Annotated in this window: 28 protein-coding genes and 1 tRNA gene; 7 read left to right on the top strand and 22 right to left on the bottom strand. The window is 60.0% G+C overall.

Going from position 1 to position 23909, the window contains the following annotated elements; translation table 11 throughout:
* Position 1 precedes the first annotated feature (1 nt).
* The 8 genes from B4M43_RS13065 to B4M43_RS13030 form a co-directional block, all read right to left on the bottom strand.
* Positions 2–340: a phage tail protein gene (locus B4M43_RS13065; protein WP_296267713.1), complete on the bottom strand. Its 339-nt coding sequence runs from the start codon at positions 338–340 to the stop codon at positions 2–4.
* Positions 340–2811: a phage tail tape measure protein gene (locus B4M43_RS13060; RefSeq protein ID WP_296267711.1), complete on the bottom strand. Its 2472-nt coding sequence runs from the start codon at positions 2809–2811 to the stop codon at positions 340–342. Before B4M43_RS13060 ends, B4M43_RS13065 begins: the two co-directional genes overlap by 1 nt.
* A gap of 3 nt (positions 2812–2814) precedes the next feature.
* Positions 2815–3081, bottom strand: coding sequence for a DUF1799 domain-containing protein (locus tag B4M43_RS13055; RefSeq protein WP_296267709.1), 267 nt, complete (start codon positions 3079–3081; stop codon positions 2815–2817).
* Between the two features lie 47 nt (positions 3082–3128).
* Positions 3129–3512, bottom strand: a complete 384-nt coding sequence (locus tag B4M43_RS13050) for a phage tail assembly chaperone (RefSeq protein WP_296267707.1) — start codon at positions 3510–3512, stop codon at positions 3129–3131.
* Between the two features lie 9 nt (positions 3513–3521).
* A complete protein-coding gene (locus B4M43_RS13045) occupies positions 3522–4181 on the bottom strand; it encodes a phage tail protein (protein WP_296267705.1) in 660 nt (219 codons plus the stop codon).
* A gap of 99 nt (positions 4182–4280) precedes the next feature.
* The gene (locus B4M43_RS13040) at positions 4281–4580 is read right to left on the bottom strand and encodes a hypothetical protein (protein ID WP_296267702.1); all 300 of its coding nucleotides are present in this window, start codon (positions 4578–4580) and stop codon (positions 4281–4283) included.
* Positions 4577–4903, bottom strand: coding sequence for an MFS transporter (locus B4M43_RS13035; protein ID WP_296267700.1), 327 nt, complete (start codon positions 4901–4903; stop codon positions 4577–4579). The genes B4M43_RS13040 and B4M43_RS13035 overlap by 4 nt, the downstream gene beginning before the upstream one ends.
* Before the next feature lie 167 nt (positions 4904–5070).
* Entirely contained in the window at positions 5071–5661 is a 591-nt protein-coding gene (locus tag B4M43_RS13030) for a hypothetical protein (protein ID WP_296267698.1), read from the bottom strand.
* Between the two features lie 361 nt (positions 5662–6022).
* Here B4M43_RS13030 and B4M43_RS13025 point away from each other — a divergent pair, with 361 nt between their 5' ends.
* Positions 6023–6829 (top strand): XRE family transcriptional regulator, encoded by an 807-nt coding sequence (locus tag B4M43_RS13025; protein ID WP_296268394.1) that lies wholly within the window; start codon positions 6023–6025, stop codon positions 6827–6829.
* Positions 6830–6911: 82 nt separating this feature from the next.
* Here B4M43_RS13025 and B4M43_RS13020 read toward each other — a convergent pair whose 3' ends face one another.
* The 12 genes from B4M43_RS13020 to thrS form a co-directional block, all read right to left on the bottom strand.
* Positions 6912–7187 (bottom strand): DUF1654 domain-containing protein, encoded by a 276-nt coding sequence (locus tag B4M43_RS13020; RefSeq protein ID WP_296268393.1) that lies wholly within the window; start codon positions 7185–7187, stop codon positions 6912–6914.
* A gap of 321 nt (positions 7188–7508) precedes the next feature.
* The gene (locus B4M43_RS13015; RefSeq protein ID WP_296267697.1) at positions 7509–8681 is read right to left on the bottom strand and encodes a cellulase family glycosylhydrolase; all 1173 of its coding nucleotides are present in this window, start codon (positions 8679–8681) and stop codon (positions 7509–7511) included.
* Positions 8674–8877: a Com family DNA-binding transcriptional regulator gene (locus tag B4M43_RS13010; protein ID WP_296267695.1), complete on the bottom strand. Its 204-nt coding sequence runs from the start codon at positions 8875–8877 to the stop codon at positions 8674–8676. Before B4M43_RS13010 ends, B4M43_RS13015 begins: the two co-directional genes overlap by 8 nt.
* Before the next feature lie 597 nt (positions 8878–9474).
* A tRNA-Pro gene (locus tag B4M43_RS13005) sits at positions 9475–9551 on the bottom strand.
* A 95-nt stretch (positions 9552–9646) separates the two neighbouring features.
* On the bottom strand, positions 9647–10003 hold the full coding sequence (locus B4M43_RS13000; RefSeq protein ID WP_151926229.1) for a MerR family transcriptional regulator: 357 nt from the start codon (positions 10001–10003) through the stop codon (positions 9647–9649).
* Positions 9984–10286 (bottom strand): integration host factor subunit alpha, encoded by a 303-nt coding sequence (gene ihfA, locus B4M43_RS12995; RefSeq protein ID WP_009394049.1) that lies wholly within the window; start codon positions 10284–10286, stop codon positions 9984–9986. Before ihfA ends, B4M43_RS13000 begins: the two co-directional genes overlap by 20 nt.
* Positions 10287–10289: 3 nt before the next feature.
* On the bottom strand, positions 10290–12671 hold the full coding sequence (gene pheT, locus B4M43_RS12990) for a phenylalanine--tRNA ligase subunit beta (protein ID WP_296267689.1): 2382 nt from the start codon (positions 12669–12671) through the stop codon (positions 10290–10292).
* A 32-nt stretch (positions 12672–12703) separates the two neighbouring features.
* Positions 12704–13720 (bottom strand): phenylalanine--tRNA ligase subunit alpha, encoded by a 1017-nt coding sequence (pheS, locus tag B4M43_RS12985; protein ID WP_296267688.1) that lies wholly within the window; start codon positions 13718–13720, stop codon positions 12704–12706.
* Between the two features lie 110 nt (positions 13721–13830).
* The gene (gene rplT, locus B4M43_RS12980) at positions 13831–14187 is read right to left on the bottom strand and encodes a 50S ribosomal protein L20 (protein ID WP_003250671.1); all 357 of its coding nucleotides are present in this window, start codon (positions 14185–14187) and stop codon (positions 13831–13833) included.
* Between the two features lie 28 nt (positions 14188–14215).
* Positions 14216–14410 carry a 50S ribosomal protein L35 gene (gene rpmI / locus B4M43_RS12975; RefSeq protein ID WP_028696462.1) on the bottom strand — a complete coding sequence of 65 codons (195 nt, stop codon included), beginning with the start codon at positions 14408–14410 and terminating at the stop codon, positions 14216–14218.
* 60 nt (positions 14411–14470) lie between these two features.
* On the bottom strand, positions 14471–15022 hold the full coding sequence (gene infC / locus B4M43_RS12970) for a translation initiation factor IF-3 (protein ID WP_296267683.1): 552 nt from the start codon (positions 15020–15022) through the stop codon (positions 14471–14473).
* Positions 15022–16944: a threonine--tRNA ligase gene (gene thrS / locus B4M43_RS12965; protein ID WP_296267681.1), complete on the bottom strand. Its 1923-nt coding sequence runs from the start codon at positions 16942–16944 to the stop codon at positions 15022–15024. Before thrS ends, infC begins: the two co-directional genes overlap by 1 nt.
* A 342-nt stretch (positions 16945–17286) precedes the next feature.
* Between thrS and B4M43_RS12960 the strand changes: the two genes are divergently transcribed.
* Positions 17287–17592: a hypothetical protein gene (locus tag B4M43_RS12960; protein ID WP_296267679.1), complete on the top strand. Its 306-nt coding sequence runs from the start codon at positions 17287–17289 to the stop codon at positions 17590–17592.
* Between the two features lie 157 nt (positions 17593–17749).
* The gene (locus tag B4M43_RS12955; RefSeq protein WP_012273095.1) at positions 17750–17962 is read left to right on the top strand and encodes a cold-shock protein; all 213 of its coding nucleotides are present in this window, start codon (positions 17750–17752) and stop codon (positions 17960–17962) included.
* Between the two features lie 64 nt (positions 17963–18026).
* On the opposite strand, the gene B4M43_RS12950 is transcribed toward B4M43_RS12955, so the two are convergent.
* On the bottom strand, positions 18027–18350 hold the full coding sequence (locus B4M43_RS12950; protein WP_296267674.1) for an I78 family peptidase inhibitor: 324 nt from the start codon (positions 18348–18350) through the stop codon (positions 18027–18029).
* Between the two features lie 221 nt (positions 18351–18571).
* On the opposite strand from B4M43_RS12950, the gene B4M43_RS12945 reads away from it, so the two are divergent.
* On the top strand, positions 18572–18802 hold the full coding sequence (locus B4M43_RS12945; RefSeq protein WP_296267672.1) for a hypothetical protein: 231 nt from the start codon (positions 18572–18574) through the stop codon (positions 18800–18802).
* Between the two features lie 355 nt (positions 18803–19157).
* On the top strand, positions 19158–20246 hold the full coding sequence (locus tag B4M43_RS12940) for an asparaginase (protein WP_296267670.1): 1089 nt from the start codon (positions 19158–19160) through the stop codon (positions 20244–20246).
* Between the two features lie 105 nt (positions 20247–20351).
* On the opposite strand, the gene B4M43_RS12935 is transcribed toward B4M43_RS12940, so the two are convergent.
* Entirely contained in the window at positions 20352–21662 is a 1311-nt protein-coding gene (locus tag B4M43_RS12935) for an MFS transporter (protein ID WP_296267668.1), read from the bottom strand.
* Positions 21663–21968: 306 nt separating this feature from the next.
* On the opposite strand from B4M43_RS12935, the gene B4M43_RS12930 reads away from it, so the two are divergent.
* Together B4M43_RS12930 and B4M43_RS12925 are read left to right on the top strand one after the other, a co-directional pair.
* On the top strand, positions 21969–23126 hold the full coding sequence (locus tag B4M43_RS12930) for a cysteine desulfurase family protein (protein WP_296267666.1): 1158 nt from the start codon (positions 21969–21971) through the stop codon (positions 23124–23126).
* An 88-nt stretch (positions 23127–23214) separates the two neighbouring features.
* The gene (locus tag B4M43_RS12925; RefSeq protein WP_296267664.1) at positions 23215–23901 is read left to right on the top strand and encodes a GNAT family N-acetyltransferase; all 687 of its coding nucleotides are present in this window, start codon (positions 23215–23217) and stop codon (positions 23899–23901) included.
* The last annotated feature ends 8 nt before the right edge of the window (positions 23902–23909 follow it).

Here is a 23909-nt window from a genome sequence, read left to right as displayed (position 1 = left end):
CTCAGGGATGGAAGGCGCGCTCGAAGGTGGCGCTGAGCCGGTACAGGCCGCCGCCGAGCGGCGTGGAGCGCACGTCGGCGCAGGTGTAGAGGCCCAGCTCGCCCAACGGTGGCGTCCAGAGAAAAGCCTTGGCGCCGGCATGCCGGTCGAGAAAGACCAGGATGCGGCGTGCCTGCTCGTGCGAGCCGGTGACGCTGATCGGGTAGCGGTCCTCACGGTTGTTCGGGCCGTCGCCGACCACCTGGCGGTAGCCGTTGCCGAAGCGTGCGGCGCGGGTGCGGTACTGGATCTCGCCGGCTTCGCCGCGTTCGATGTTCCAGCGGAAGGTCTCGATAGCCATCAGCGTCTCCCCTGGCTGCTGCGGTAGCTCATGCCGCCCGGTCGCCAGGACTCGGCCACGGCGCGTTCGGCGGCGGTTTTCATTTGTTGCTCCATGCGTTGCTGCAATAGCTGCGGGTCGAGCTGGCCGCCTTCGCCACTGCGCTCCTGGGCGTTGACGTTGACCACGGTGCTGACCTGGATCGCGGTGCCCCCGCCGCTCGCGACCTGGAAAGCGCCCGACCTGGGGTTGGATGAGCCGCTGTCGATGGCGGTGCCAGTGTTGAGGTTTTCCAGGTAATCGCGCATGCCCGGCCGGCTGACGATTTCCCGGCGCAGCACGAACTCGCCGCCATGCACGACGCCGGCGGGTTCGTATTTGCCGCCGTTGCCGGTGTAGCCGCCGTCGGAGAATTCGACGTTGTACTTCAAGCCCGCTGCTGCTTGGCTTAGGTCAGGTGTAAACGACAGGGCGCTTGAGGAACCCGAGGAAGCGGCGCTTGACGAGGCGGCTCCGCCCAGCGCGCTGATCGCCGCGCCGGCCAGGCTCGACAACAGACTCGATGCCGCCTGACGCGCCGCCAACCTGGCCATGTCGGCCAACACCGATCGCGTGAAGTCGGAAAAGGAAAACTTGCCGGTGAGCGCGAAATTGACGACCGAGTCTTCCATGGACTTGAAGGTATCGGTGAAAAGCGCCTCGGTCTGCTTGGCGACCGTAGCAGCAGTCTCCTGATAACCCTTCAACGCCTTGATGCCACCTTCTTTGGCCTCGTCACCAAAGAGCGCAAAACCTGTTTTTGGCTTTTCGTCTTTCTCCGATTTGCTGTCTTCGGGAAACAAACTGGATACGCTATCGAGCTCGGTCTTAACGGGAAAGAGCGGGGTCGTCAAAAGCCTTGAGCTGATTGGCGAGTCTTTCTCGAACGCCGGCGTGGGATAGGGCATCGCCTCCACGCCCTGCACGGGTAAAGGGACGATACCGGTGACCGACGCTTGTTTTGCATGGGGCGTTTGGCGCACACGTGCAGGAGCACGTGGAGCGATCAGTGCGGCTGGAGGTTTGTGCGGCGTTTGCAGCGCTGTTATCTGTCCTAGCAAAGCTTTTTCGGCACGTGCGTATTTCGCTTCCAGTTCCGGACCGAAGCCACCCTCCACGCCGAGCGCATCAGCTTTGGCCGCCCGCACATTATCCAGTCGAAGCTGCAAGCGCTCGAGCTGGGTCATCGCCGCGTTCGCCTCTCGACCGATCTGCTTTGCAGCCGAGATGGCAGCCTCTTCACTGCGCTGCCTCTCAGCCGCCAACTTGGTCGCCGTCTGCTGTTGCTCAAGCTGAAGCTTGAGCTTAGCCAATGCCTCTTCGTCCTGCGCTTGGGTTCGCCCCGCCGTCATCATGTTCGGATTTTCATCGAACACAGTGGGGTACCGATCATAGTTGCTGGGCGTTTTTATCCTGGTTTCGAGCTCAGCTATCTGCTGAGTCAGCGTCGTTTCCCGACCGATGTTCTTCAGCGCATCGAGCGCATGGGCAGCGGCATTCTGAATGCCTCGCCAGCCGCGCTCGACGATGCCCAGGTTGTCGTCGATCTGCTGGGCACGGGTAGCCAGTGTGTCGGCGTAGGCGTCAGTAAGCACCTGAGCCGCAGCCGTCTGGTCGCCCTGTGCCTGTAGTGCTTCGATTTGACCGTAGGTAGACGCGGTCAAAAAGTGGTACTGATCGTTCAGCGCCTTCGCTGCCGTGACAGGATCTTCGGCAATGCGGGCGAACTCGGCGATGGTGGTAGAGACCGATTTGCCCGTGGCATCCTCCATGGCCAAAGCGGCGCTAGCGATGGTTTCGAAGCTGCCTGTAGCGATCGAACCGTTGCTCGCAAGCTCGGCCAGTGCCGCCGCAGCCTGGCCAATGGTGCCATTGCCCGCACCAACACGCGCCGCCATGTCGCCCAAGGCGTCGGCTGTGACGCCAGCATACTGTCCGCTGAGGATTAAGGCCTGATTGTAGGCATCAGCCTCTTTGCTACCCTCGGCATAGCCATACACAACCGCCCCGACGGCTGCCGCAGCAGCGCCGGCGCCCACGGTCAGGGCACCTGCTCCTCTGATAAGTCCTGGCATGAGGGTGTCTATGGCATTGACCACGGTTTTGGCATTGCCAACGGTATCAACCGCAGTATTGAAGCCCTCAAGCGCGCCGCCCAGGCCACTACTGCCAGTGGGCTCGGCGATCGTGCCTGGACTCGCGGCCGGCATGCGGCTCAGGTCTGCCTGCTGACGGGCCACTTCGGTTTGCAGATCGCTGAGCGCCTGTAGCTCACTCAAAATTTGCTGCGTGGTGAACTGCACGTTGGTCAAAGTGGCCGACCAAGCCCTGTCTGCCTTGGTCGCAGCCTGCTCGCTACGCTGGGTAGCGAGCGTGAGTTTGTCGAGGTTGTTGGCTGCCTGGGCAGCCTGTGTGGAGTCAACCCGTACCCTCAATTCGGCAAGTGTTGCCATGGTTTACTCCCTGGATTGCGCCATGACGGCCAGTGCTTCGGCCTCCATGGCGCGCAGGTCGGGGAAAAGCGCCCCCAGGGCGCGGCGCCCGATGCCAAGCATCGAGGCCACGACAGGGAGCGCGGTGTAGTCCAAACCGTACGGCCCGCCCGGCGCGATGCGCCATTGCGTGCCCAATGCCTCGAAGACGCGCAGGGCCGGCCACAGATCGGGCCAGACCTGCAGGTCGTCTTCGGCAAGGTCTGCGGCCGTCAGCCCGAACGCGGCCAACTGTTCAGCCCGCGGGCCAGGCGCATAGAGCGCTCTGGCCGCGGCCCTCAGTTTCCCAAGCGGGCCGGGGCGTAAGCACTCTGGTAGGCGTCGATGACGGCCTTGGGCGCACCGGTGCAGGTTTGCACCAGGGTGTGCAGGGCGGCATCGTCGAACGGGTCGTCCAGGCCCCAGCCGAGCACGATCGCCTTGAGCTGCTCGGCCTGGAAGCGGATTTCCTCGGCAGTCATCGTCGCCCAGCTGATGCCCTCCTCCTTGGCCTGGGCGATCAGCGCGTCACGCGCTTCGCTCCACTCGTCGAACAGCTTGGCCAGGGCCAGACGATCGAGGTAGCGGAACTCGAACTGCACCTCCACCGGCGCATGCCCGACCCGCGGCAGCGCCACGCTGGCGCTGAAGGTCGGGTTGTGGGCAAGGGTGATCTTCGTCATGGGGCCTCCTTAAGCCGCTGCCAGGTAGCGCAGCGGACGGTTGGACAAGGCGATGTTCACGGTACGGGTCATCAGGCTGTTGCGCTCCATGGTCGGCGAGCTGGAGATGGTGACGTAACCGGTGTAGAGAATCTGGTCGCCGCCAGGCAGCTTCAGACGCACCACGGCCAGGTCCTTGGCATCGCCATACGCTTCGATCAAGGACACATAGGCGGCTTCGGGCTGGTCTTCGACGGTGATCGCCAGGGTGATCGGGTTGCGGTTGGTGGGCAGTTGGCGGTCGTCGTCGTCTTCCAGGTAGCCGACCGTGAGGTACTGCTGTTCGCCGCCGGTGGCGGTGAAGGCGGTGACCTTGGAGATCTGCGTCCAGTTGCTCGCCGGCACCACGCTGCCGACACCGCTGCCGGCGGTGTATTTGTTGAGGTTGGAGGTGTCCATCCCGTCCAGGCGGAAGGCATCGGCAGTGACGCCGGTGACCCGTGCGGCACGGTCGTTGATCAGCGACCAGCCGGAGTTCACCAGCACGGTATCGCCGTTCTTCAAGGTGTGGCCGGCCGCAGCGGCCGAAGGCGTGGTGGCATTGGTCAGCGCTGTGAAGGCGACGGCTTTGCCCAGGGTGCCGGCGATTTCCAGTACGGCGCCATTAGGGAGTGGGAAGCGTTCGGTCATGATGTTTTCCTTGGAGGTAGGTATAAAAAAACCCGCCGAGGCGGGTTGGGGTGTTGCGGTACATCGAGGGGCCTGCTCGGCGAAGCGCGCCGATCAGGTTCAATCGATTCGTTTGAAGGCCTGGCGCATCAGCCAACGCTTGCAGCGCAGCCAATAGGTCAGGACCAGCATGTGGCGGATGCCTGCCAGGGCCAGGGCCACATGCAAGGTCACCGCCGCAGTGCTGGGGTTGAAGAACAGGTGGTCGCCGCCTGCCAACAAGGCATAGCCGCTCAGGGCGATCGCGGCGTACAGCAGCTTGCCGAACACACCGTCGCGTACCTTGGCGCTAAGCACTGCCCAGCTGGCCCAGAAAGCGATGCCTCCGGCCGCGGTCGCATTCAAGTACTCGAGGATCATGCGCTGGGCCCTCCGAACTTCGACTTGATGATGGCCCACAGGTCGGCCGCTTTGATCGCACGCAGGATGGCGGCGATCAGCGAACCGCCGAACGTGCCCAGCAGAAAGCCCACGCCGGCCACGCTACGTGGTTCGGTGATGGCGAAATAGCTGCTGACCATGCCGGTCAGGTAGTGCGCGCAGGCCATGCCGGTAAGCAGGAACAGTGACCAGGCTTTGCGATCGGTAAGGTCGTCTTTGTGCCAACGGGTGGCGATCAGGGCGCCCATCAAGCCGGCGAAGGCCAGGTCGAACTTGTCGAGCAGCCGGTGAAAGAAATCCATGCGCTCGACTCCAGAGGCGGGTTCTCGAAAGCGCCTTCCGATGAAAAGCCGAAACACAGGCAATAAAAAACCCGGCGCGATGGCCGGGTTTCTTGGAAGGCGGTATTTGTTTAAAGCTGTGACGATGGGTAAATACTGCCACCAACCGAGCAGGAACACAATACGTGTTAAGCGATTTTTTTCATTTCATGGATTCTGCCTGCGACGGCGGCCAAGGCACGCTGATCGAGGTCTTCGCAACATTCGAATGCCGAGCGCACGTAACCACCCCACTCACGCTCCCAACTCGCCGAAGCCAGGCGAATGCCATAGTGCGCATCCAACCAGGCACGAAAGGCCTCGGGCGCTGCCAGCGGGTCGCCATTGGCCGATTGCCCGCCCTGGTGCATGTAGCGGTAACGCGCCATCACGCCTTTGACCAGGTATTCGAGCTTTTCGCGCTTGGCGGCCGTCATGCGCGCGGCACGCTGTTGGACCATGAGGAAGACCGTCCCTTCGGCATCCTCCTGCTCGCAGGCGTCCAACCGTGGCGAGTACATGTAGTTGCCAAATGCCCGCAATGGCCGGCTGAGCCCAGCGATGGCCGCTTGCACGCTGCCGGCCAGGGTCTGGTGCACGGCCTGGCTGGCACGGCGCTGGCCTTGGGTGGTCTGCACTTTGGTGCCCAGCTGCGCGACCGATGAAGCGAACACGCTCTGGCTACTGATCGAACTGTAAGTGCAGTCGTGCCAAGCTTGGCGGGCAGTGTTCAGACGCATGCCATGCCCTCCCCGATCGTCGCTGAGCAGAAGCCCAGTGCGCAGCGCAGGCGCTGTCGGTGAAGGGCTGGAATGACCCCTGTGCGGGCGATAGTAGGTGTGTAACCTTTGAATGAGATGAGCGAACGCATAATCGGCCTCGGAAGCATCACCGGGGCACGGTCCCGGCATCAGTGAGCCTGGAGTAGCGTGTCGTAGGGCTGACGGAAGCGGCTGGATCGCCACACCTGCTTACCCGCGACAATCGAAGGCGGATCAGGCATGCTCCGTCAACGAACGAACACAGATAAACACGCACAGTGATTAAAGTAAACACGATAAGTGTATGTCGATCATTTCATTTCGTGATGAAATAGCGCCTATGAACGAATCCCTCCACCAGCGCATCAAGCGCCTCCGTAAAGCTTCGGGCCTGTCGCAAGCGCAGTTGGCCGAGGCTTGCGGGTGGAAATCGCAATCACGGGTAGGCAATTACGAAGCTGGGACGCGCGAGCCAACCCTGGCGGACATTGCCGCCATGGCCACGGCGCTTGGCGTGGACTCGGCCGAGTTGTTGCTCGACACGCCGCCGCCCTCGCCGTCCGCTACAGCCTCCATGTCTGCCGCCGACATGGTGCGTGAAATGCTGGCTAAAAAAGGTACCGCACTTTCGAGCGAAGCCCGCGAGCGGCTGCTGGCCGCAGCCGAAGAACCGACCGACCCGCCAGCCCCCATCCTCGAAGAAGCTCGCCCGAACCTTGCCGGCGATGAAGTCTGGGTGGCGCATTACGATATCCGCGCAGCCATGGGCGGCGGACAGATTCCCCACGATTATCCGGAGATGCTCCAGGACGTGCGGGTCAGCCCCAAACGTTTGCGGGAAATGGGGGTGACCTTCACCGAGCACCACCACCTCAAACTGGTGACCGGGTGGGGCCAGTCGATGGCGCCGACCATCAAGCACCGCGATCCTTTGCTGGTCGATGTGAGCATTCGCGAGTTCGTGGGTGACGGCATCTACCTCTTCTCCCACGACGACATGCTCTACATCAAACGTTTGCAGAAGAAAGGACGCCAGCACTTCAAGATGATTTCCGACAACACCAATCATCCTGCCGAGGATATAAGGGTCGATGAAACCTATATCCAAGCTCGGGTGTTGTTGGTGTGGAACGCCCATTTGGTGTAGCGGCGCTGTGCAAGGGGCATGTTGCGCGCCCCTTCCGCATCACCGCCAAACGGTCCTTGCACGGCCGTCGGTGACGGTGGGGTCAAAATGGTGGGTCTTCATGCTCGGCGTTGCGCACCTGCGCAATGCAGTCATCTTGCTCCGACGACGGCCGGCGCCCCCAGCGAACAGTCACACTGTCGTCGTCATTGAATGTCAGCGCCAGCTCCGGCGTTTCGCCCAAGGCTTCCAGCATCGTCGCCCATTCCGTTTCGCCATCGTTGTGCAGGCGGTGGATGGTCACCCAGCGCTGCATCTGCGCGACCGGGTGATTGATCATCGCGGAGGCTCTGAGGTTCAAGCGCTCCAACCCGGTCATCTGTTCAGGGTAAGCGGGTGTGGAGGATCCGTCGGTAGTCACTGCCAATCTCCTATAACTGTATGTACGTCCAGTGTTTTGGCGAGCATACATTAAGCCGTGGGAAACGTGAACCGGGTTTGTAAGCTGATTCGCTAACCAGGTTAAAGAATGGGCTGGCATTCTAGGGAGATCTGGAAAAGGCCATGAGCATCTTTCGACGTCTGCTTGAGCCCTGCAAAGCTGCAATATAAACGCTCATCCTGTGGCGGATGAGCCGGGAGAACCGATAAAAAGCCCGGGCCTTAGCCCGGGGTTGAAGGGCTGGAAAGTATTACCGGATCAAGACGCCGAGTAGTTCCAATGGCTCAAACGCTTGGCGAAATACGGCGTCACCAGCGAAACGGTCGCCGCTTGATCGGCTCGGTCGAGGCTCATCTTCTCGCCGTCCGAACCCGGTCCAGTGATCCACAAGGTGGCAGGTACCTTCTCGGTCACCAGGCGATCCAGCAAGTTTTTCAGCGCCGTGCGCGCTGCATCGGTACTGGGAATACCCACCTCACCGATATAGGTGGCCATCTTGTTGTGGGCCGCATAGGTGAACATCGGGCCGAACACCGTATCGGTGAATACGTTGGCGGCAATTTTATCGTTATCACTCACGTAGGCGCCGCTCGAACTGCCGTTGTAGTCGCCATAGCCGTGCACTTCCCACACGATTGAGTTCGCAGGGTCGACGATGCGCGATTGCAGATCGCCCGAGTACCGCTCCCAGCTTCTCGCGCTCGCATAGTGCAATCCGCAGATGAACACCGGCTTTCTGGAACTGTTGCGTAGGTACTTCAGCACCGTGTTCATGGTGTTGATGTACAGCGTTTTCATGCCCTCTTCCGTGATGTAATCGGTCGCGCTCGTATTGTCGGCCTGCTCGTAAGGTTCGTTGCCCAACCCCCAACCCAACACCATTGGATCGTCGCAGGCCTGAACGAGTTTCTGGTGGAAGTTGGCCAGGTGGATGGCAGTCCAAGCCGCGCCGCTGATGCTGTTGTTGTCATTGATCAACACCGGCTCGGTGGCTCTCCATTTGTTGCCTTGATTGCCGGCCTGATTGGCCGGCAGCAGCCGACCGGTCATTTTGCCGTTCGACGTTTCGTAGCGCATCAGGCGCATGTAGTGGTGCGGATCGGGAATGATCTTGGCTTGGCCATTGGAGTCCTCTCGTATCCAGCCCAGCATTTCCTTCCATTTGCTGACGAACGTCGCGTCGAGGCTTGCGCCCTGCCCTGGCAGCCCTTCGTTGGTAAGGCCGATCGCGCGTTGCACCTCGAAAGGAAAACGGATCAACCGGACGCCGCGCTGTTTGACCCACAGAGTAATGGTGTCGCGCGAAGGCCAGAAATAATGCGTACCGGCTTCGCCTGGGACGATCTGACGAGCGTTGGCATGGGAACCGAGGTTGATCCCCAGAAGCGGGATATCGGTCAGCGTATTGATGCCAGTGCTTGAGTTAGCCATGGTTTGATGCCTCGTGTTGAGTAGGGTTTGAGGGCAGTCGGGCTGCTCTGTCCACGCTCTGAGGCGTTAGCGCTGGGCTCGAGGCCCTGAGGTGATTCATCGTCCCGCAACGGGAACATTTGATCTGAAGCTCGGTGTATTCGCCTGTGCGAGCGAGCAGTCGATTACATTTGCCGCAGCGGCAGTCGGTCATCATGTGTAAGGCCTTTTGATGTTTGCCAAGCCATATGTGGACGTGTTGGGCAGTGGCTTGCCTTGTGGGCGACTGGTTTATATGTAATGGGGGGAGTGAGACCGCATGCGCTGCAGTCGCTCTTGGTGTCGGTCTGCCATAGAAACGACAAAGCCCCGAACGCGTCGGGGCCTTTGTTTTTTTGGGGCACAAAAAAACCGGCGCTTGGCCGGTTTTTTCTGAAGCTGCCTAAGGCATGACTTCAAGAGTGGGGAAACTTTGCCACTACCCATGCGGGAATGCAACAGCCTTTTGAGTACTTTATGCAAACCTCGTGTTTGTGGCGCTGCATTTGCGGCAACGACATGCGGTGGCGTAGACAGGCTGGGCTGCCGTGAGTAGGGCAGGTGCCGGCCTTAGCGGCTGTCGGGGCTGTTGAGAAAGGATAGAGTGAAAAAAGGCTAGGCTCTCGGGAAACATGGTACCCGCGAAAGGCTCGCGTGAGCAGGTGCTGACAATCCTGGAAAAAGAGGCAGGCTTGAAAATGGAGAAGTCACGCAAAAGTCACGCATATGAAAAAGGCCACCCCTTGCGGGAATGGCCTCAATCATTGGAGTTAGTTGGTCGGGACGGAGTGATTCGAACACTCGACCCCTTGCACCCCATGCAAGTGCGCTACCGGGCTGCGCTACGCCCCGACATGTTCTCGATACCGCTGAGAACGGAAAGAAATGTAACCTAAGCGTTTGATAATTGGAAGCTTTTTTTCAAAAAAATCCAAGCTCGCTTTAGCTCACTTCTTCAATACGACCAGCACATCTTCCAGCTCGGTAATCATCTGCCGAATCAGTTGCTTGTACTGGGTCGTATCGTCCTTCGCCTCATCGCTGGACAGGCGTAACCGCGCGCCACCGATGGTAAAGCCTTGATCGTACAACAACGCACGAATCTGGCGGATCATCAGCACATCCTGTCGCTGGTAATACCGCCGGTTACCACGTCGCTTGACCGGGTTGAGCTGCGGGAACTCTTGCTCCCAATACCGCAATACATGCGGCTTTACCGCGCAAAGCTCACTGACCTCACCAATGGTGAAGTAGCGTTTGCCCGGAATGGGGGGCAGCTCGTCGTTATGGCTTGGTTCCAGCATAGGCCTCAACCCGGGCTTTCAGTTTCTGCCCTGGACGAAAGGTGACGACTCGGCGTGCAGTGATCGGGATTTCTTCCCCTGTTTTGGGGTTGCGGCCCGGACGCTGACGTTTGTCGCGAAGATCAAAGTTGCCAAAACCTGACAACTTGACCTGCTCGTTGTCTTCAAGTGCATGTCGTATTTCTTCGAAAAACAACTCGACCAGCTCTTTGGCCTCGCGCTTGTTAAGCCCCAGCTCCTCGTACAGCCTCTCGGCCATCTCAGCTTTCGTCAGAGCACCCATACGCTATTTCCTTAACGTGGTGTTCAACTTCTGTTCGAGCGAGGTGAGAATAGTTTGCAGGGTGGCGTTCACCTCATCGTCATTAAGAGTGCGTGATGGATGCTGCCAGGTCAAGCCGACGGCCAGGCTTTTTCTATCAGGATCAATACCTTTACCTTGGTAGACGTCAAACAGCTTGAGGTCGGTCAACCACTCGCCTGCATGGTCGCGAATAACGCCCAAAACATCGCTGGCCGCCACATCGCGGCCTGCGATCAGTGCCAGGTCACGACGCGTTTCAGGAAACTTGGAAAGCTCCTTGAAGGCAGGCAGACGCCCTTCGACGACTTCGCTCAATAACAATTCGAAAACAAATACTGGTCGGTCCAGATCCAGCGCACGAGCGAGCTCGGGATGAATGGCGCCTACGAAACCCACTTCCTTGCCATCGCGCTCGATACGAGCGGTTTGCCCAGGATGCAAAGCGGGATGCTGCGCTGCCTTGAACGTGAAGCTGTGCAGACTGCCGGCATAACCGAGCACCGCTTCCACATCCGCCTTGACGTCGAAGAAGTCGATACCGTCTCGGCCGTTGGCCCAACCTTCAGGCACCCGGCTGCCAGTCACGACGCCCGCGAGCATGGGCTCTTGCTTGAGGTCACCCAATTGACCGACGAAGCGCAGGCCACTTTCGAACAAGCGAACCCGATCTTGTTGGCGATTGAGATTGTGCTGCAACGCCTTGACCAGACCTGGCCAGAGCGAGGCACGCATGGCTGCCATGTCGTTAGAAATGGGGTTGGCCAGTTGTAGAGGTTCGATACCTGGGCTGAACAACTCGAACAGTTTTGGATCGATGAAGCTGTAGGTGATCGCTTCTTGATAACCACGGGCGACCAACAAACGACGCAGGGTCGGCAGTTCACTGCGTGCTTCCTGACGCGCCTGGGGCGCCAGGCGCGCCTGCGGATAACGAACCGGTAGATTGTTGTAGCCGTACAGACGCGCCAGTTCTTCGATCAAATCGACTTCAAGACTGATGTCAAAACGATGCGATGGCACGCTCACGGTCCACTGCCCTGCCCCTGAGGACTGTACGCCCAGGCCTAGGCCATCAAGCAGTCGCTCGATCTGAGCGGCATCCATTTCCATCCCGAGCATCTGGCTGACACGCTCAGCGCGCAGCGTGATCGGCGCGATCTGCGGCAGGTGCTGCTCACTTACGCACTCGACGATCGGACCGGCTTCACCGCCGACAACCTCCAACAGCAGACCCGTCGCACGCTCCATCGCCTCGCGAGCCAGAGCGGAATCGACGCCCCGCTCGAAACGGTGCGAAGCGTCGGTATGCAAGCCGTAGGAACGCGCCTTGCCCGCCACGGAGATGGGCTCGAAGAATGCGCTTTCCAGGAACAGATCACGGGTTTTCTGGGTATCGACACCGCTGTGCTCGCCACCCATGACGCCTGCGATAGCCAATGCACGGGCATGGTCGGCGATCACCAGTGTGTCGCCACGCAGGGTAACTTCCTGACCGTCCAGCAACACCAGCTTCTCGCCCTCTTCGGCCATGCGCACTTGAATACCGCCGTTGATCTCGGCCAAGTCGAACGCATGCATCGGCTGACCTAATTCGAGCATCACGTAGTTGGTGATGTCGACGGCCGCATCGATGCTGCGCACATCGCTGCGCCGTAGGCGTTCGACCATCCACAGTGGTGTGGGCTTGCTCAGGTCCACATTGCGGATGACCCGGCCCAGGTAGCGCGGGCATGCCGCCGGCGCCAACACCTGCACCGGGCGCTGCTCGTCATGCACAGCCGCGATCGCTGGCACGTGCGGGCGGCTGACGGGCACGCCGTACAGTGCGCCCACTTCGCGGGCCAGACCTGCCAGTGACAGGCAGTCGCCCCGGTTTGGGGTCAGGTCCACTTCGATGCTGGCATCGTCGAGGTTGAGGTAGGCACGAATGTCTTCGCCGACGGGAGCGTCAGCGGCCAGTTCGAGCAGGCCGTCATTCTCTTCGCTGATCTGCAGCTCGGCAGCCGAGCACAGCATGCCGAACGATTCGACACCGCGCAGTTTAGCCTTCTTGATCTTGAAGTCGCCCGGCAGCTCGGCGCCGATCATGGCGAACGGAATCTTCAGGCCAGGGCGCACATTGGGTGCACCACAGACGACCTGGAACGTTTCCTGACCGTTGCTGACCTGACAGACACGGAGCTTGTCCGCATCCGGGTGTTGTTCGGTGGCGACCACTTCGCCCACCACGATACCGCTGAACTGGCCGGCGGCGGGCGTCACGCTGTCCACCTCCAGACCGGCCATGGACAAACGGGCGACCAATTCGTCGCGAGAGACGTGCGGGTTTACCCAACCGCGCAGCCACTGTTCACTGAATTTCATGCTGTTCTCCTGAGATATGCGTCAAGTACGGGCTAGCGGAACTGCGCGAGGAACCGCAAGTCGTTGTCGAAGAACAGACGCAAATCGTTGACGCCATAACGCAACATCGCCAACCGCTCGGCACCCATGCCGAAAGCGAAGCCCTGATAGGTTTCGGGGTCGATGCCAGACATGCGCAACACGTTGGGATGCACCATGCCGCAGCCCATGACTTCCAGCCAGCCGGTCTGTTTGCAGACGCGGCAGCCCTTGCCAGAACACATCACGCATTGAATGTCGACTTCTGCGGACGGTTCGGTGAACGGGAAGAAAGACGGGCGGAAGCGCACGGCCAGTTCTTTTTCGAAGAATACCCGCAGGAATTCTTCGATCGTGCCCTTGAGGTCGGCGAAGTTGATGTCGCGATCGACCAGCAAACCCTCGACCTGATGGAACATCGGCGAGTGGGTGATATCCGAGTCGCAGCGATACACACGGCCCGGACAGACGATGCGGATCGGCGGCTGGCTCGACTCCATGGTGCGCACTTGTACCGGCGAAGTGTGCGTGCGCAGCAACATGTTGGCGTTGAAATAGAACGTATCGTGCATCGCCCGCGCGGGGTGATGACCGGGAATATTGAGCGCTTCGAAGTTGTGGTAGTCGTCTTCGACTTCAGGGCCTTCGGCGATGCCGTAGCCGATGTGGGTGAAGAACTGTTCGATGCGTTCGAGGGTACGGGTAACAGGGTGCAGCCCACCGGTGGTCTGACCGCGGCCCGGCAAGGTAACGTCGATGCACTCGGCTGCCAGACGGGCGTTGAGTTCGGCTTCTTCGAATGCCGCTTTGCGGGTGTTGAGGACGACGGTGACGCGTTCCTTGGCATCGTTGATCAGCGCGCCGACCTTGGGCCGCTCATCGGCCGGCAGATTGCCCAGGGTCTTCATCACCTGGGTCAGTTCGCCCTTCTTGCCAAGAAATTGGACCCGGATCTGTTCCAGGGCATTGATGTCTTCAGCGCGCTCCACAGCCTCAAGGGCTTGGGAGACCAGCGCATCCAGGTTTTCCATGTACAGACTCCAGATACAAAAATAGGGGAAGAGCTTTGAAGGCTCTTCCCCTATCGATGACGTTTTACACCCGCAGACGCTAAGCGCCTGCGGATGATTGTCGTGGGTACTTAAGCCAGAACGGCTTTAGCTTTCTCGACAATTGCAGCAAACGCCGCTTTTTCGTTCACTGCCAGGTCAGCCAGAACTTTGCGGTCGATTTCGATCGACGCTTTTTTCAGGCCAGCAATCAGACGGCTGTACGACAGACCGTTGGTGCGTGCACCGGCGTTGATACGAGCGATCCACAGTGCGCGGAACTGACGCTTCTTCTGGCGACGGTCACGGTAGGCGTATTGACCCGCCTTGATGACAGCCTGCTTGGCAACACGGAATACGCGCGAACGCGCACCGTAGTAGCCTTTAGCCAGTTTCAGGATTTTTTTGTGACGCTTGCGAGCGATGACGCCGCGCTTTACACGAGCCATGAGTAACTTCCTCTATCGTTGACCAGAATTAACGAACGCGCAGCATGCGCGCGACTTTTGCGACGTCAGACGGGTGCAGCATGCTGCTACCACGCAGTTGACGCTTACGCTTGGTCGACATTTTGGTCAGGATGTGGCTCTTGAAAGCGTGCTTGTGCTTGAAGCCGGTCGCCGTTTTCAGGAAACGCTTCGCAGCACCGCTCTTGGTTTTCATTTTTGGCATGTTGGAACTCCGCATTCGATAAAATTACACATAACCATCAGGCCTGCCGTGCCCGGGAGGTTATTTCTTTTTCTTGGGGGCGATGACCATCATAAGTTGGCGTCCTTCCATCTTAGGATGCTGCTCAACGGTGCCGTATTCGGCGAGGTCAGCTTCGACCCGCTTCAACAGCGCCATGCCCAGCTCCTGGTGGGCCATCTCACGACCACGGAATCTCAACGAGATCTTGGCCTTGTCCCCATCTTCAAGGAAACGTACCAGGTTGCGTAGTTTTACCTGGTAATCTCCATCCTCCGTCCCTGGACGAAACTTGATTTCTTTGATCTGGATGATCTTCTGGTTCTTCTTCGCCGCAGCCTGCTGCTTTTTCTTCTCGAACAGGCTTTTGCCATAATCCAAGACCTTGCACACAGGCGGTACAGCGTCAGCAGAAATTTCTACCAGATCCAGCTTCGCTTCTTCAGCGATACGAAGTGCTTCGTGGATCGAGACGATGCCCAGCTGTTCACCATCAGCACCGATTAACCGAACCTCTTGAGCCGAGATATTCTCGTTGATCGGGGCCTTCGGTGCAGCACGTTTATCGTTTCTCATTTCACGCTTAATAGTCATTACTCCGATTCTTGGCGACCACGCCGGGAAACCGCTTGCGAGAGTAGCTCTGCGAATTGCGCGACGGGCATCGAGCCCAGGTCAGCACCTTCGCGGGTGCGTACGGCAACGGTTTGCGTTTCGACTTCGCGGTCCCCTATAACCAAAAGATACGGGACCTTGAGCAAAGTATGCTCGCGGATTTTAAAGCCGATCTTCTCATTTCTCAAGTCGGACTTGGCACGAATTCCGCCTGAAGCCAACATTTTTTCCACATCCAGGGCGAAATCGGCCTGTTTGTCGGTGATATTCATGATCACCGCTTGGGTCGGTGCCAGCCAGGCCGGGAACACACCGGCGTAATGCTCGATGAGCATGCCGATGAAGCGCTCGAAGGAACCGAGGATCGCGCGGTGCAACATCACAGGGCGTTTACGGGCGTTGTCTTCGGCGATGTAGCTGGCGTCCAAGCGCTCTGGCAGGTTCGGATCGTACTGCAGCGTGCCGCATTGCCAGTTGCGGCCCAGGCAGTCGCGCAAGGTGAACTCGATCTTCGGCCCATAGAAGGCACCCTCGCCCGGCTGGTATTCCCACTCCAGGCCCGACTCGTCGAGCGCATCGGCCAAGGCGGACTCGGCACGATCCCACAGCTCTTCGGAGCCGACACGCTTGGCGGGACGAGTGGACAGCTTCATGGCGATATCGGTGAAACCGAAGTCCTTGTAGACGTCCAGGGTGAGACGGATGAAATCGGCCGCCTCTTTCTTGACCTGGTCTTCAGTGCAGAAGATATGTGCGTCATCCTGCGTGAAGCCACGCACCCGCATGATGCCGTGCAGCGCACCGGAAGGCTCGTTGCGGTGGCACGCGCCGAATTCGGCCAGACGCAGCGGCAGGTCGCGGTAGGATTTGAGCCCTTGGTTGAACACCTGCACGTGGCACGGGCAGTTCATCGGCTTGACCGCGTAGTCGCGACTTTCCGACGAGGTGGTGAACATGTTTTCCGCGTAGTTGGACCAGTGCCCGGAGCGCTCCCACAGAATCCGATCCACCACTTGCGGCGTCTTGATTTCGAGGTAGCCATTGATGCGCTGGACAGTACGCATGTACTGCTCGAGCACTTGGTAGATGGTCCAGCCGTCTGGGTGCCAGAACACCATGCCCGGCGCTTCTTCCTGCAAATGGAACAGGTCGAGCTGCTTGCCGATCTTGCGGTGGTCGCGCTTTTCGGCTTCTTCGATGCGCTGGATGTAGGCCGCCAGCTGCTTCTTGTCAGCCCAGGCAGTGCCATACACGCGCTGCAACTGCTCGTTCTTGGCGTCGCCGCGCCAGTAGGCGCCGGACAGCTTGGTCAGTTTGAAAGCCTTGAGGAAACGCGTATTCGGCACGTGCGGGCCACGGCACATGTCGACGTATTCTTCGTGGTAGTACAGACCCATGGCCTGTTCGTCAGGCATGTCTTCGACCAGCCGTAGCTTGTATTCCTCGCCACGGGCGGTGAACACATCGATGACGTCGGCACGCGGGGTCATTTTCTTGACGACGTCGTAGTCCTTCTCGATCAACTGCTGCATGCGTTTTTCGATCGCCGCCAGATCGTCTGGCGTGAAGGGCCGCTCGTAGGCGATGTCGTAATAGAAGCCCTCGTCGATCACCGGGCCGATGACCATGCGCGCGGTTGGATACAGCTGTTTCACCGCGTGGCCGATCAGGTGGGCACACGAGTGACGGATGATCTCCAGTCCCTCTTCGTCTTTAGGGGTGATGATCTGCAACGTGGCATCGTGCTCGATGAGTTCGCAGGCATCGACCAGCTTGCCGTCGACCTTGCCGGCCAGGGTGGCCTTGGCCAGGCCGGCGCCGATCGAAGCGGCGACTTCGGCAACGGTTACGGCATTGTCGAACGAACGTTGACTGCCATCGGGAAGAGTAATGGTGGGCATGGCGCCTCCTCTCCTAGTGGTGACCCCTACCAAAGGTCACGTGGGTTGGGATGAGCCAGTACAAGATCCGGTCTGCCTTCACGATGTGAAGCCTGCCACACGGCGGCAGAAGCCTTTCGGCTTGCTCAGAAACGAACCAGAGTGACTGGAAGGTAATTAAAGAAGCATTCGCAATGCCCCATTGGGCGTATTGCGAGCCGGGCATGCTAGCACGCGGGTTTGCGGGCGGTGCAGAAATATTTGGGCTGTCTGGGCGATCACTGAACTCTTCGGGGGGGATGCCAATCAGACCCTGTGAAGCATCCAATTCTTGATCAGACCTAACTCAAGGAGTGTCAGGTTATGCGACTTCAGTCTCTATTGGCGTTCACGGCGCTCGGCGCGCTTTCGCTGCCCTTCGCTGCCAGCGCGGGCGATTTGCCCGCTGGCAAGCACGATGCGTACATGAGCCAGTGCGAGCAAGTAGCGACCGGCCAGGGCTTGAACGCCCAAGCCGCCAAGGCGCACTGCCAGTGCGGTGCCCAAGCCATTCAGAAAAATTTCAGCACCGCTGAAATCGAAGCGCTGGACAGCAAGAACGGAGTCGATCCAAAGCTGGCTGAACGCGCCCGCACAGCGGTAACACAGGCCTGCGCAGCCAAAAGCTGAGGCGCGAAAGCGCCATTCCCATTGGCTTTGTTGAGCTGAATCAACATTAATCGAAGGTAATTGGCGCTAGACGGCTGGAAATGCACTATGATGTCCCCGTGCTGCGTCGCCTTGGCAACATTGCACCACCGAAAATTAAATGTCTGGAGATCCACCCATGTCCAATCGCCAAACCGGCACCGTCAAATGGTTCAATGATGAAAAAGGCTTCGGCTTCATCACCCCACAAGGCGGCGGCGACGACCTGTTCGTTCACTTCAAAGCCATCGAATCCGACGGCTTCAAGAGCCTGAAAGAAGGCCAAACTGTTTCCTTCGTAGCCGAGCGCGGCCAGAAGGGCATGCAGGCTGCTCAGGTACGTCCGGAGTAATTCGGCCGTTCTACAAAAAACCCGCCTCACGGCGGGTTTTTTGTGCCTGCGAATCAGGCAGCGCTCAACCGCAGTTGACGCGATTGACCAGCCCCTGCTCATTCACGTTCAGGTTAAGGCGCTCGGAGCGGTATTCCAGCGTGACCATGTCATGCGGCTTGAGGATGCGTGCGATTTGCGAGCCGCTGGCCGTGCGTGCCTGTTCCAATAAGGCGGGCGTGGCCTGTTTGCCCATGGCGAAATCGGCGCCACTGGCTTGGCAACGGCCATCGCTGCCGTGGGTGGCAACTGCCGGCTCGTTTGCCGCGTCTGATTGGCCATCGGTGCTGCAGCCTGCGAGTGCGGCGATCATCAGCAACGATGCCAAGGAAGCGCGAGTACGGATCATGAATCCTCCTAATCAAATGACAGAATCAGCCTAATGCGACCGTGGTGCAGGCCGATTCGTTGCAAAAACGCCTGAGTCTGCCTGATTGAGGCTTTTTGTAAGTGAACCTAATCGTGACTGAATTTTGCACGGCATGGTAAATTTGGTTTCGGTTCGTCCATCGCAATGAAGCATCTTGGATGCAGACGAGCCCTCTTTCAGGCCTGCAACGAGATTCAAACATGAGCAACATAACCCTGGACGCCGACATCAAGGTCAAGATGGCAGGCGGTCATCGCGCTTACAGCCCCGCTTCGCCAGAGGAGCTCATGCTGATCGCGGTCGATCTCTTGGTGCGCGAACTGGGCAGCGAAGCCGCACGCACCTTCATGAGCCAAATCCTGGAGCGACATGCGCCCTTAGCAAGCACTGTTTCAGCCCCATCATCGACTGTCGGCCTGCCAGCCCGCTGAGCAACCCTGACGACACCGGCCAACCAAGCAGCCAGGGCAAGGTGACCGACGCAGATTCGCAGCCGCCTACTCCCGGCCATCCTACGGGCCCTCCCGGCTCTGACCTGTAAATCTTGCACGTTCGAACCGCAGGTTCAACCGAGGCCATCATTCGGCAATCCGAACAAGATCATTGCCGCCGTTCGGAAAACCGTCCGAGAGGATCGCTCGAATTCAAAAAATAATGCTGCAATTCACTCTCCGTACTCCGGCGCCATAGGAAAAGTCTCCTTCTACCCAGAGATGGTACGAAACCTGCCTTATCCTCCGCGCGTTACAGCCAACAGCTTCTCAACGGAAAAGAGAGACAACAATAATGAATGCTGCACTCAAGACCTTCGTTCCCAGCGCTCTGGCGCTGTTCCTCATTCTTCCGGCCAGCGTGTCGGCCGAAGAAGCCAGCACCCAGAAAAAACTCGCCAACGTCGTAATCCTGGCCACTGGCGGCACCATCGCCGGCGCAGGCGCCAGCGCGGCCAATAGCGCGACCTACCAGGCGGCCAAAGTAGGCGTCGACAAGCTCATTGCCGGTGTCCCGGAGCTGGCTGACGTGGCCAACGTGCGCGGCGAGCAGGTCATGCAGATCGCCTCGGAAAGCATCACCAACGAAGACCTGCTCAAGCTGGCCAAGCGCGTCTCCGAACTGGCCGATAGCGCGGACGTCGACGGCATCGTTATCACCCACGGTACCGACACGCTGGAAGAGACCGCGTATTTCCTGAACCTGGTCGAGAAGACCGAGAAGCCAATCGTGGTCGTCGGTTCGATGCGCCCGGGCACCGCCATGTCGGCCGACGGCATGCTCAACCTGTATAACGCCGTGGCCGTTGCGGGTGACCAGCAATCGCGTGGCAAAGGCGTACTGGTGACCATGAACGACGAGATCCAGTCGGGTCGCGACGTCAGCAAATCGGTCAACATCAAGACCGAGGCGTTCAAGAGCGCCTGGGGTCCGATGGGCATGGTCGTGGAAGGTAAATCGTACTGGTTCCGCTTGCCGGCCAAGCGCCACACCATCAACTCCGAGTTCGACATCAAGCAGATCACTACCCTGCCGGCCGTGGACATCGCCTATAGCTATGGCAACGTCTCCGACACCGCCTACAAGGCCCTCGCGCAAAATGGCGCCAAAGCCCTGATCCATGCCGGTACGGGCAACGGTTCGGTATCCTCGCGCGTGGTCCCGGCCTTGCAGGAACTGCGCAAGAACGGCGTGCAGATCATTCGTTCGTCCCACGTCAATCAGGGCGGCTTCGTGCTGCGCAACGCCGAACAGCCCGACGACAAGAACGACTGGGTCGTGGCTCACGACCTGAACCCGCAGAAAGCGCGGATTCTGGCCATGGTCGCCATGACCAAGACCCAGGACAGCAAAGAGTTGCAGCGGATCTTCTGGGAATATTGATCGATCGCCGATGGTTATCCTGAGATAGCCATAAGGCTCGTCCCCCACTCGGCCGGCGCAATGCCGGCCGAGTTCCATGCGCTACCGTCACCCAAAACCTACAGGTCACGCCGCGTGTGGCTGCTCATCGTGCAACGAGATGCGTGATGTCTCCGCCAATCCCAAGCCCCCCACCAGCGCCAGCACGGCGATCACCACCAAGTAGAATGCAGGCGCCAGGCTGCTGCCACTCTGGGCGATCAACCACGTGGCGACCAAAGGCGCGGTGCCGCCGAACAGGGTATAGGCCACGTTATAGGTGATGGCCGACGCGGTATAGCGGCTGCGCGTCGGGAAGCTTTCCGAGAGCAGCGCCGCAGTGACCACCCCGCTAGTCAAAGCGCCGACCGCCAGCAGGAGTACGCCTATCAGCGCGTAAGGCAAGGAACCGGAGCTGGCCAGCCAATAAGCCGGGAACACGCACACGATCACCCATCCACAGGTGAACATCACCGTACGGCGACGACCAATGCGGTCTGACATGGCGCCTGCCACGGGGCAGCCCAACGCCGCGAACAGCAGTGCCACGGTGGTGACCAGCAACGACTCGGCACGCGACAGATTGCCGACCAGTTGCAGGTAGGTGGCGAAGTAGGTGGTGAACATGTAGAACGACAGCGCTGTCAGCGAAATGAATGCGCCCAGGCTCAGGATCGACCGGCCGTGGTTACGCAACGTGTCCTTGAGCGGCGAATGCGCATGTACGCCGCCTTCGGCCATGGCGGCCTGGAAAGCCGGCGTTTCCTCCATGCGCCAACGCAGATAGAGCCCCACCAAGCCCAAGGGCGCGGCGATCAGGAAAGGAATGCGCCAGCCCCAACTGCCCATGGCCTCGGCCGATAAGTTGGCTTCCAACCCATAGGCCAGCACCGCCGCACAGGCGAAGGCCGAAAACGTCGAAACCGGTACGAAGCTGCCATAGAAGGCGCGTTTCTCGCGGGGCGCGTGCTCCATCAGGTAGGCACAGGCACCGGCATACTCGCCGCCGGCGGAAAAGCCCTGTACGCAACGCGCCAAGGTCAGCAGCACCGGCGCCATCAGACCGATGCTGGCGTAGGTCGGCAACAGCCCGATCAGGGTCGTGGAGCCCGCCATCATCAATATCGTCATCGACAGCACCCGCTTGCGCCCCAAGCGGTCACCCAGCGCGCCGAAGAACACCCCACCCAATGGGCGCAGGGCAAAGGCGACCGCGAACACGGCGAAGGTCTTGAGCAGGCCGACACTGGGGTCGGAGCTGGCGAAAAACTGGCTGGCGATCAGCGTGGCGAGAAAACCGTATACCGCAAAGTCGAACCATTCGACGAAGTTGCCGACGGCCGATGCGGCGATCACCCGACGCAGGGTGGCGGGGGATACCTCATGGGGTGTGGACATGCACGTGCTCTCCGATTTCCATAGGCAGCCTGGGGGTGTGCTGCGAACGGGCAGCGTTATGGTTGTTGTGCCTACAGTAGAGCGCCCTCGAACTGGCCGAACTGTGATGGAAGCGACATTGGGTTATCTATTTGCAACCCTTCCCGAAGTGTGCCTAGCATTTTTTTCTAACCAGATCGGTTTTCTTGGAATAGCTTTCTCTATTTTCTGTAAAACCAGTTAAATAACGAAAAATCTGTACAAATGTCAGCCCTTAGCATGTTCTCTTTTGCAGACCCGCCCTCGCGCACGGAGCCCATCGCCACCATGTCCCGCCCTGCCCCGCTGTACTTCGATTACGCAGCCACCACCCCGGTCGACGAACGCGTCATCGAAATGATGCTGACCTGCCTGGGTCGCGACAGTCACTTCGGTAACCCCGCCTCGAACGGCCACGCTTTTGGCCAGGCCGCGCGCAACGCCGTCGAAACGGCCCGCCAGCAAGTGGCGCAGCGTGTGGGTGCGCAGGCAGAGCAGATCGTCTGGACGTCGGGCGCGACCGAGTCGAACAACCTGGCCCTCAAAGGCATCGCCCAAGGGTGCGCGCAGCCGGGTCACTTGATCACCAGTGACATCGAGCACAAGGCCGTACTGGATACGGCCGATCAACTGCAACGGCTGGGCTGGGACGTGACGCGCCTGCATCCCGGAGGCGACGGGCTGATCACGCCCGCGCAGGTAGCCGCCGCATGGCGGCCGCAAACACGCCTGGTGTCGTTGATGGCAGTCAACAACGAGCTGGGCACCGTCACCGATTTCGCCGCCATTGGTGAGCATGTGCGCGCACAGGGGGCATTGCTGCACGTGGACGGGGCCCAGGCGGTCGGCAAGCTGCAACTGGACCTGCGCACTCAGGCCGTCGACCTGATGTCGTTTTCCGCGCACAAAGCCTACGGCCCCAAAGGCATCGGCGCGCTGTACGTAGGTGAGCGGGCGCTGCCGGTGTTGCGCGCGCAGATGCACGGTGGCGGGCATGAACGCGGCCTGCGCTCTGGCACGCTGCCCAGCCATCAGATTGTCGGCATGGGCTCGGCCTTCGCCTTGGCCGGACAACCGGGCGACCCCGAGCATCTGCGTATCCAGCAACTCAGCCGGAGGCTGCATGACGGCCTGTTGGCGCTACCTGGCGTGCGCCTCAACGGCTGCCCTACGCAACGCGTACCGCACACCTTGAACCTGACCATCGACGTCCCTGGCTTCAACGCTGCGGCCCTGGCGGGCGAACTGGCGGTCTCCTCCACCTCGGCGTGCAACTCGGCCAGCCAGGCGCCTTCCCATGTGTTGCTGGCACTTGGCCTGGAGCCGCAGGCCGCACGCAACAGCGTACGCATCAGCCTTGGCCGCTACAGCACTGAAACACAAGTGGAAGCGGCAGTGGCAGTGTTCGCACGGGTGCTGGGCGCGGCCAGCGTGGCCCTGTGGTAGGCCGCTACAGCCCGTTGCGAACTGCGTGGCCGGCCGAAAACGGGTAGACTCGCCAGCCCCGCAATAGCCGCCCCGGAGCTTTCCTTTCATGTTCATCCTCAGCCGTATGGACGGCGTGCCTCCCGAATCCTTCCAGGACCAGATTCGCCAGTTGGTGATCGAGAACGTGAGCGAGCTGAACAGTCTGGGCCTGTCGCCCGACAATCCGCTCTACCCGCTGTATCAGTACGGTGTGGGGCTGGAAGTGCACCAGTACCTGCAATCGCTGAACAGCGCCGACCCGTTCCAGGTCGGGCTCACCCTGGCCCTGGACGCCGAGGCGCCGGAGCATGTGCTAGGGTTCGCGCTGTTCTTGCCGGCCGTCGACGACCTACAGGCCTGCGCCCTGGCTTTTTTGGCCGTTGCGTCCACCCATCGTCGCCAAGGCGTGTGCACAGGGCTGCTGGACGGTGTACGCAAACAGTTTCCACGTGTCGAACTGCATGCCCTTCCCCATCAGGTGGCCTGGTTCGAAGCCATGGGGCTGCAAGCGGTTGCGGCCTGCGGTCCGCAGGTGCTGATGAACACGACCGGCGAGCCAAAAAGCGCATTGGTCGAGCGGCTGGAAGTCGATCCGATCTACAAGACCCTCGAAGTGGGGCAAATCCATGCCTACTTGGTCAACCAGCATGGCGACCAGGCCATGATCGCGGCCGAAGCGAAGCGCGACGAGCGCATGGATGAGCTTGCCGAGCAAGCCAACGCCTGTATGCAAGCACGCCGCCGCTTGCACTGAGCCGCCCC

It is taken from the genome of Pseudomonas sp. UBA6562, assembly GCF_002434265.1.
GTDB lineage: Bacteria > Pseudomonadota > Gammaproteobacteria > Pseudomonadales > Pseudomonadaceae > Aquipseudomonas.
This window is presented reverse-complemented; position numbering and strand designations above follow the sequence as displayed.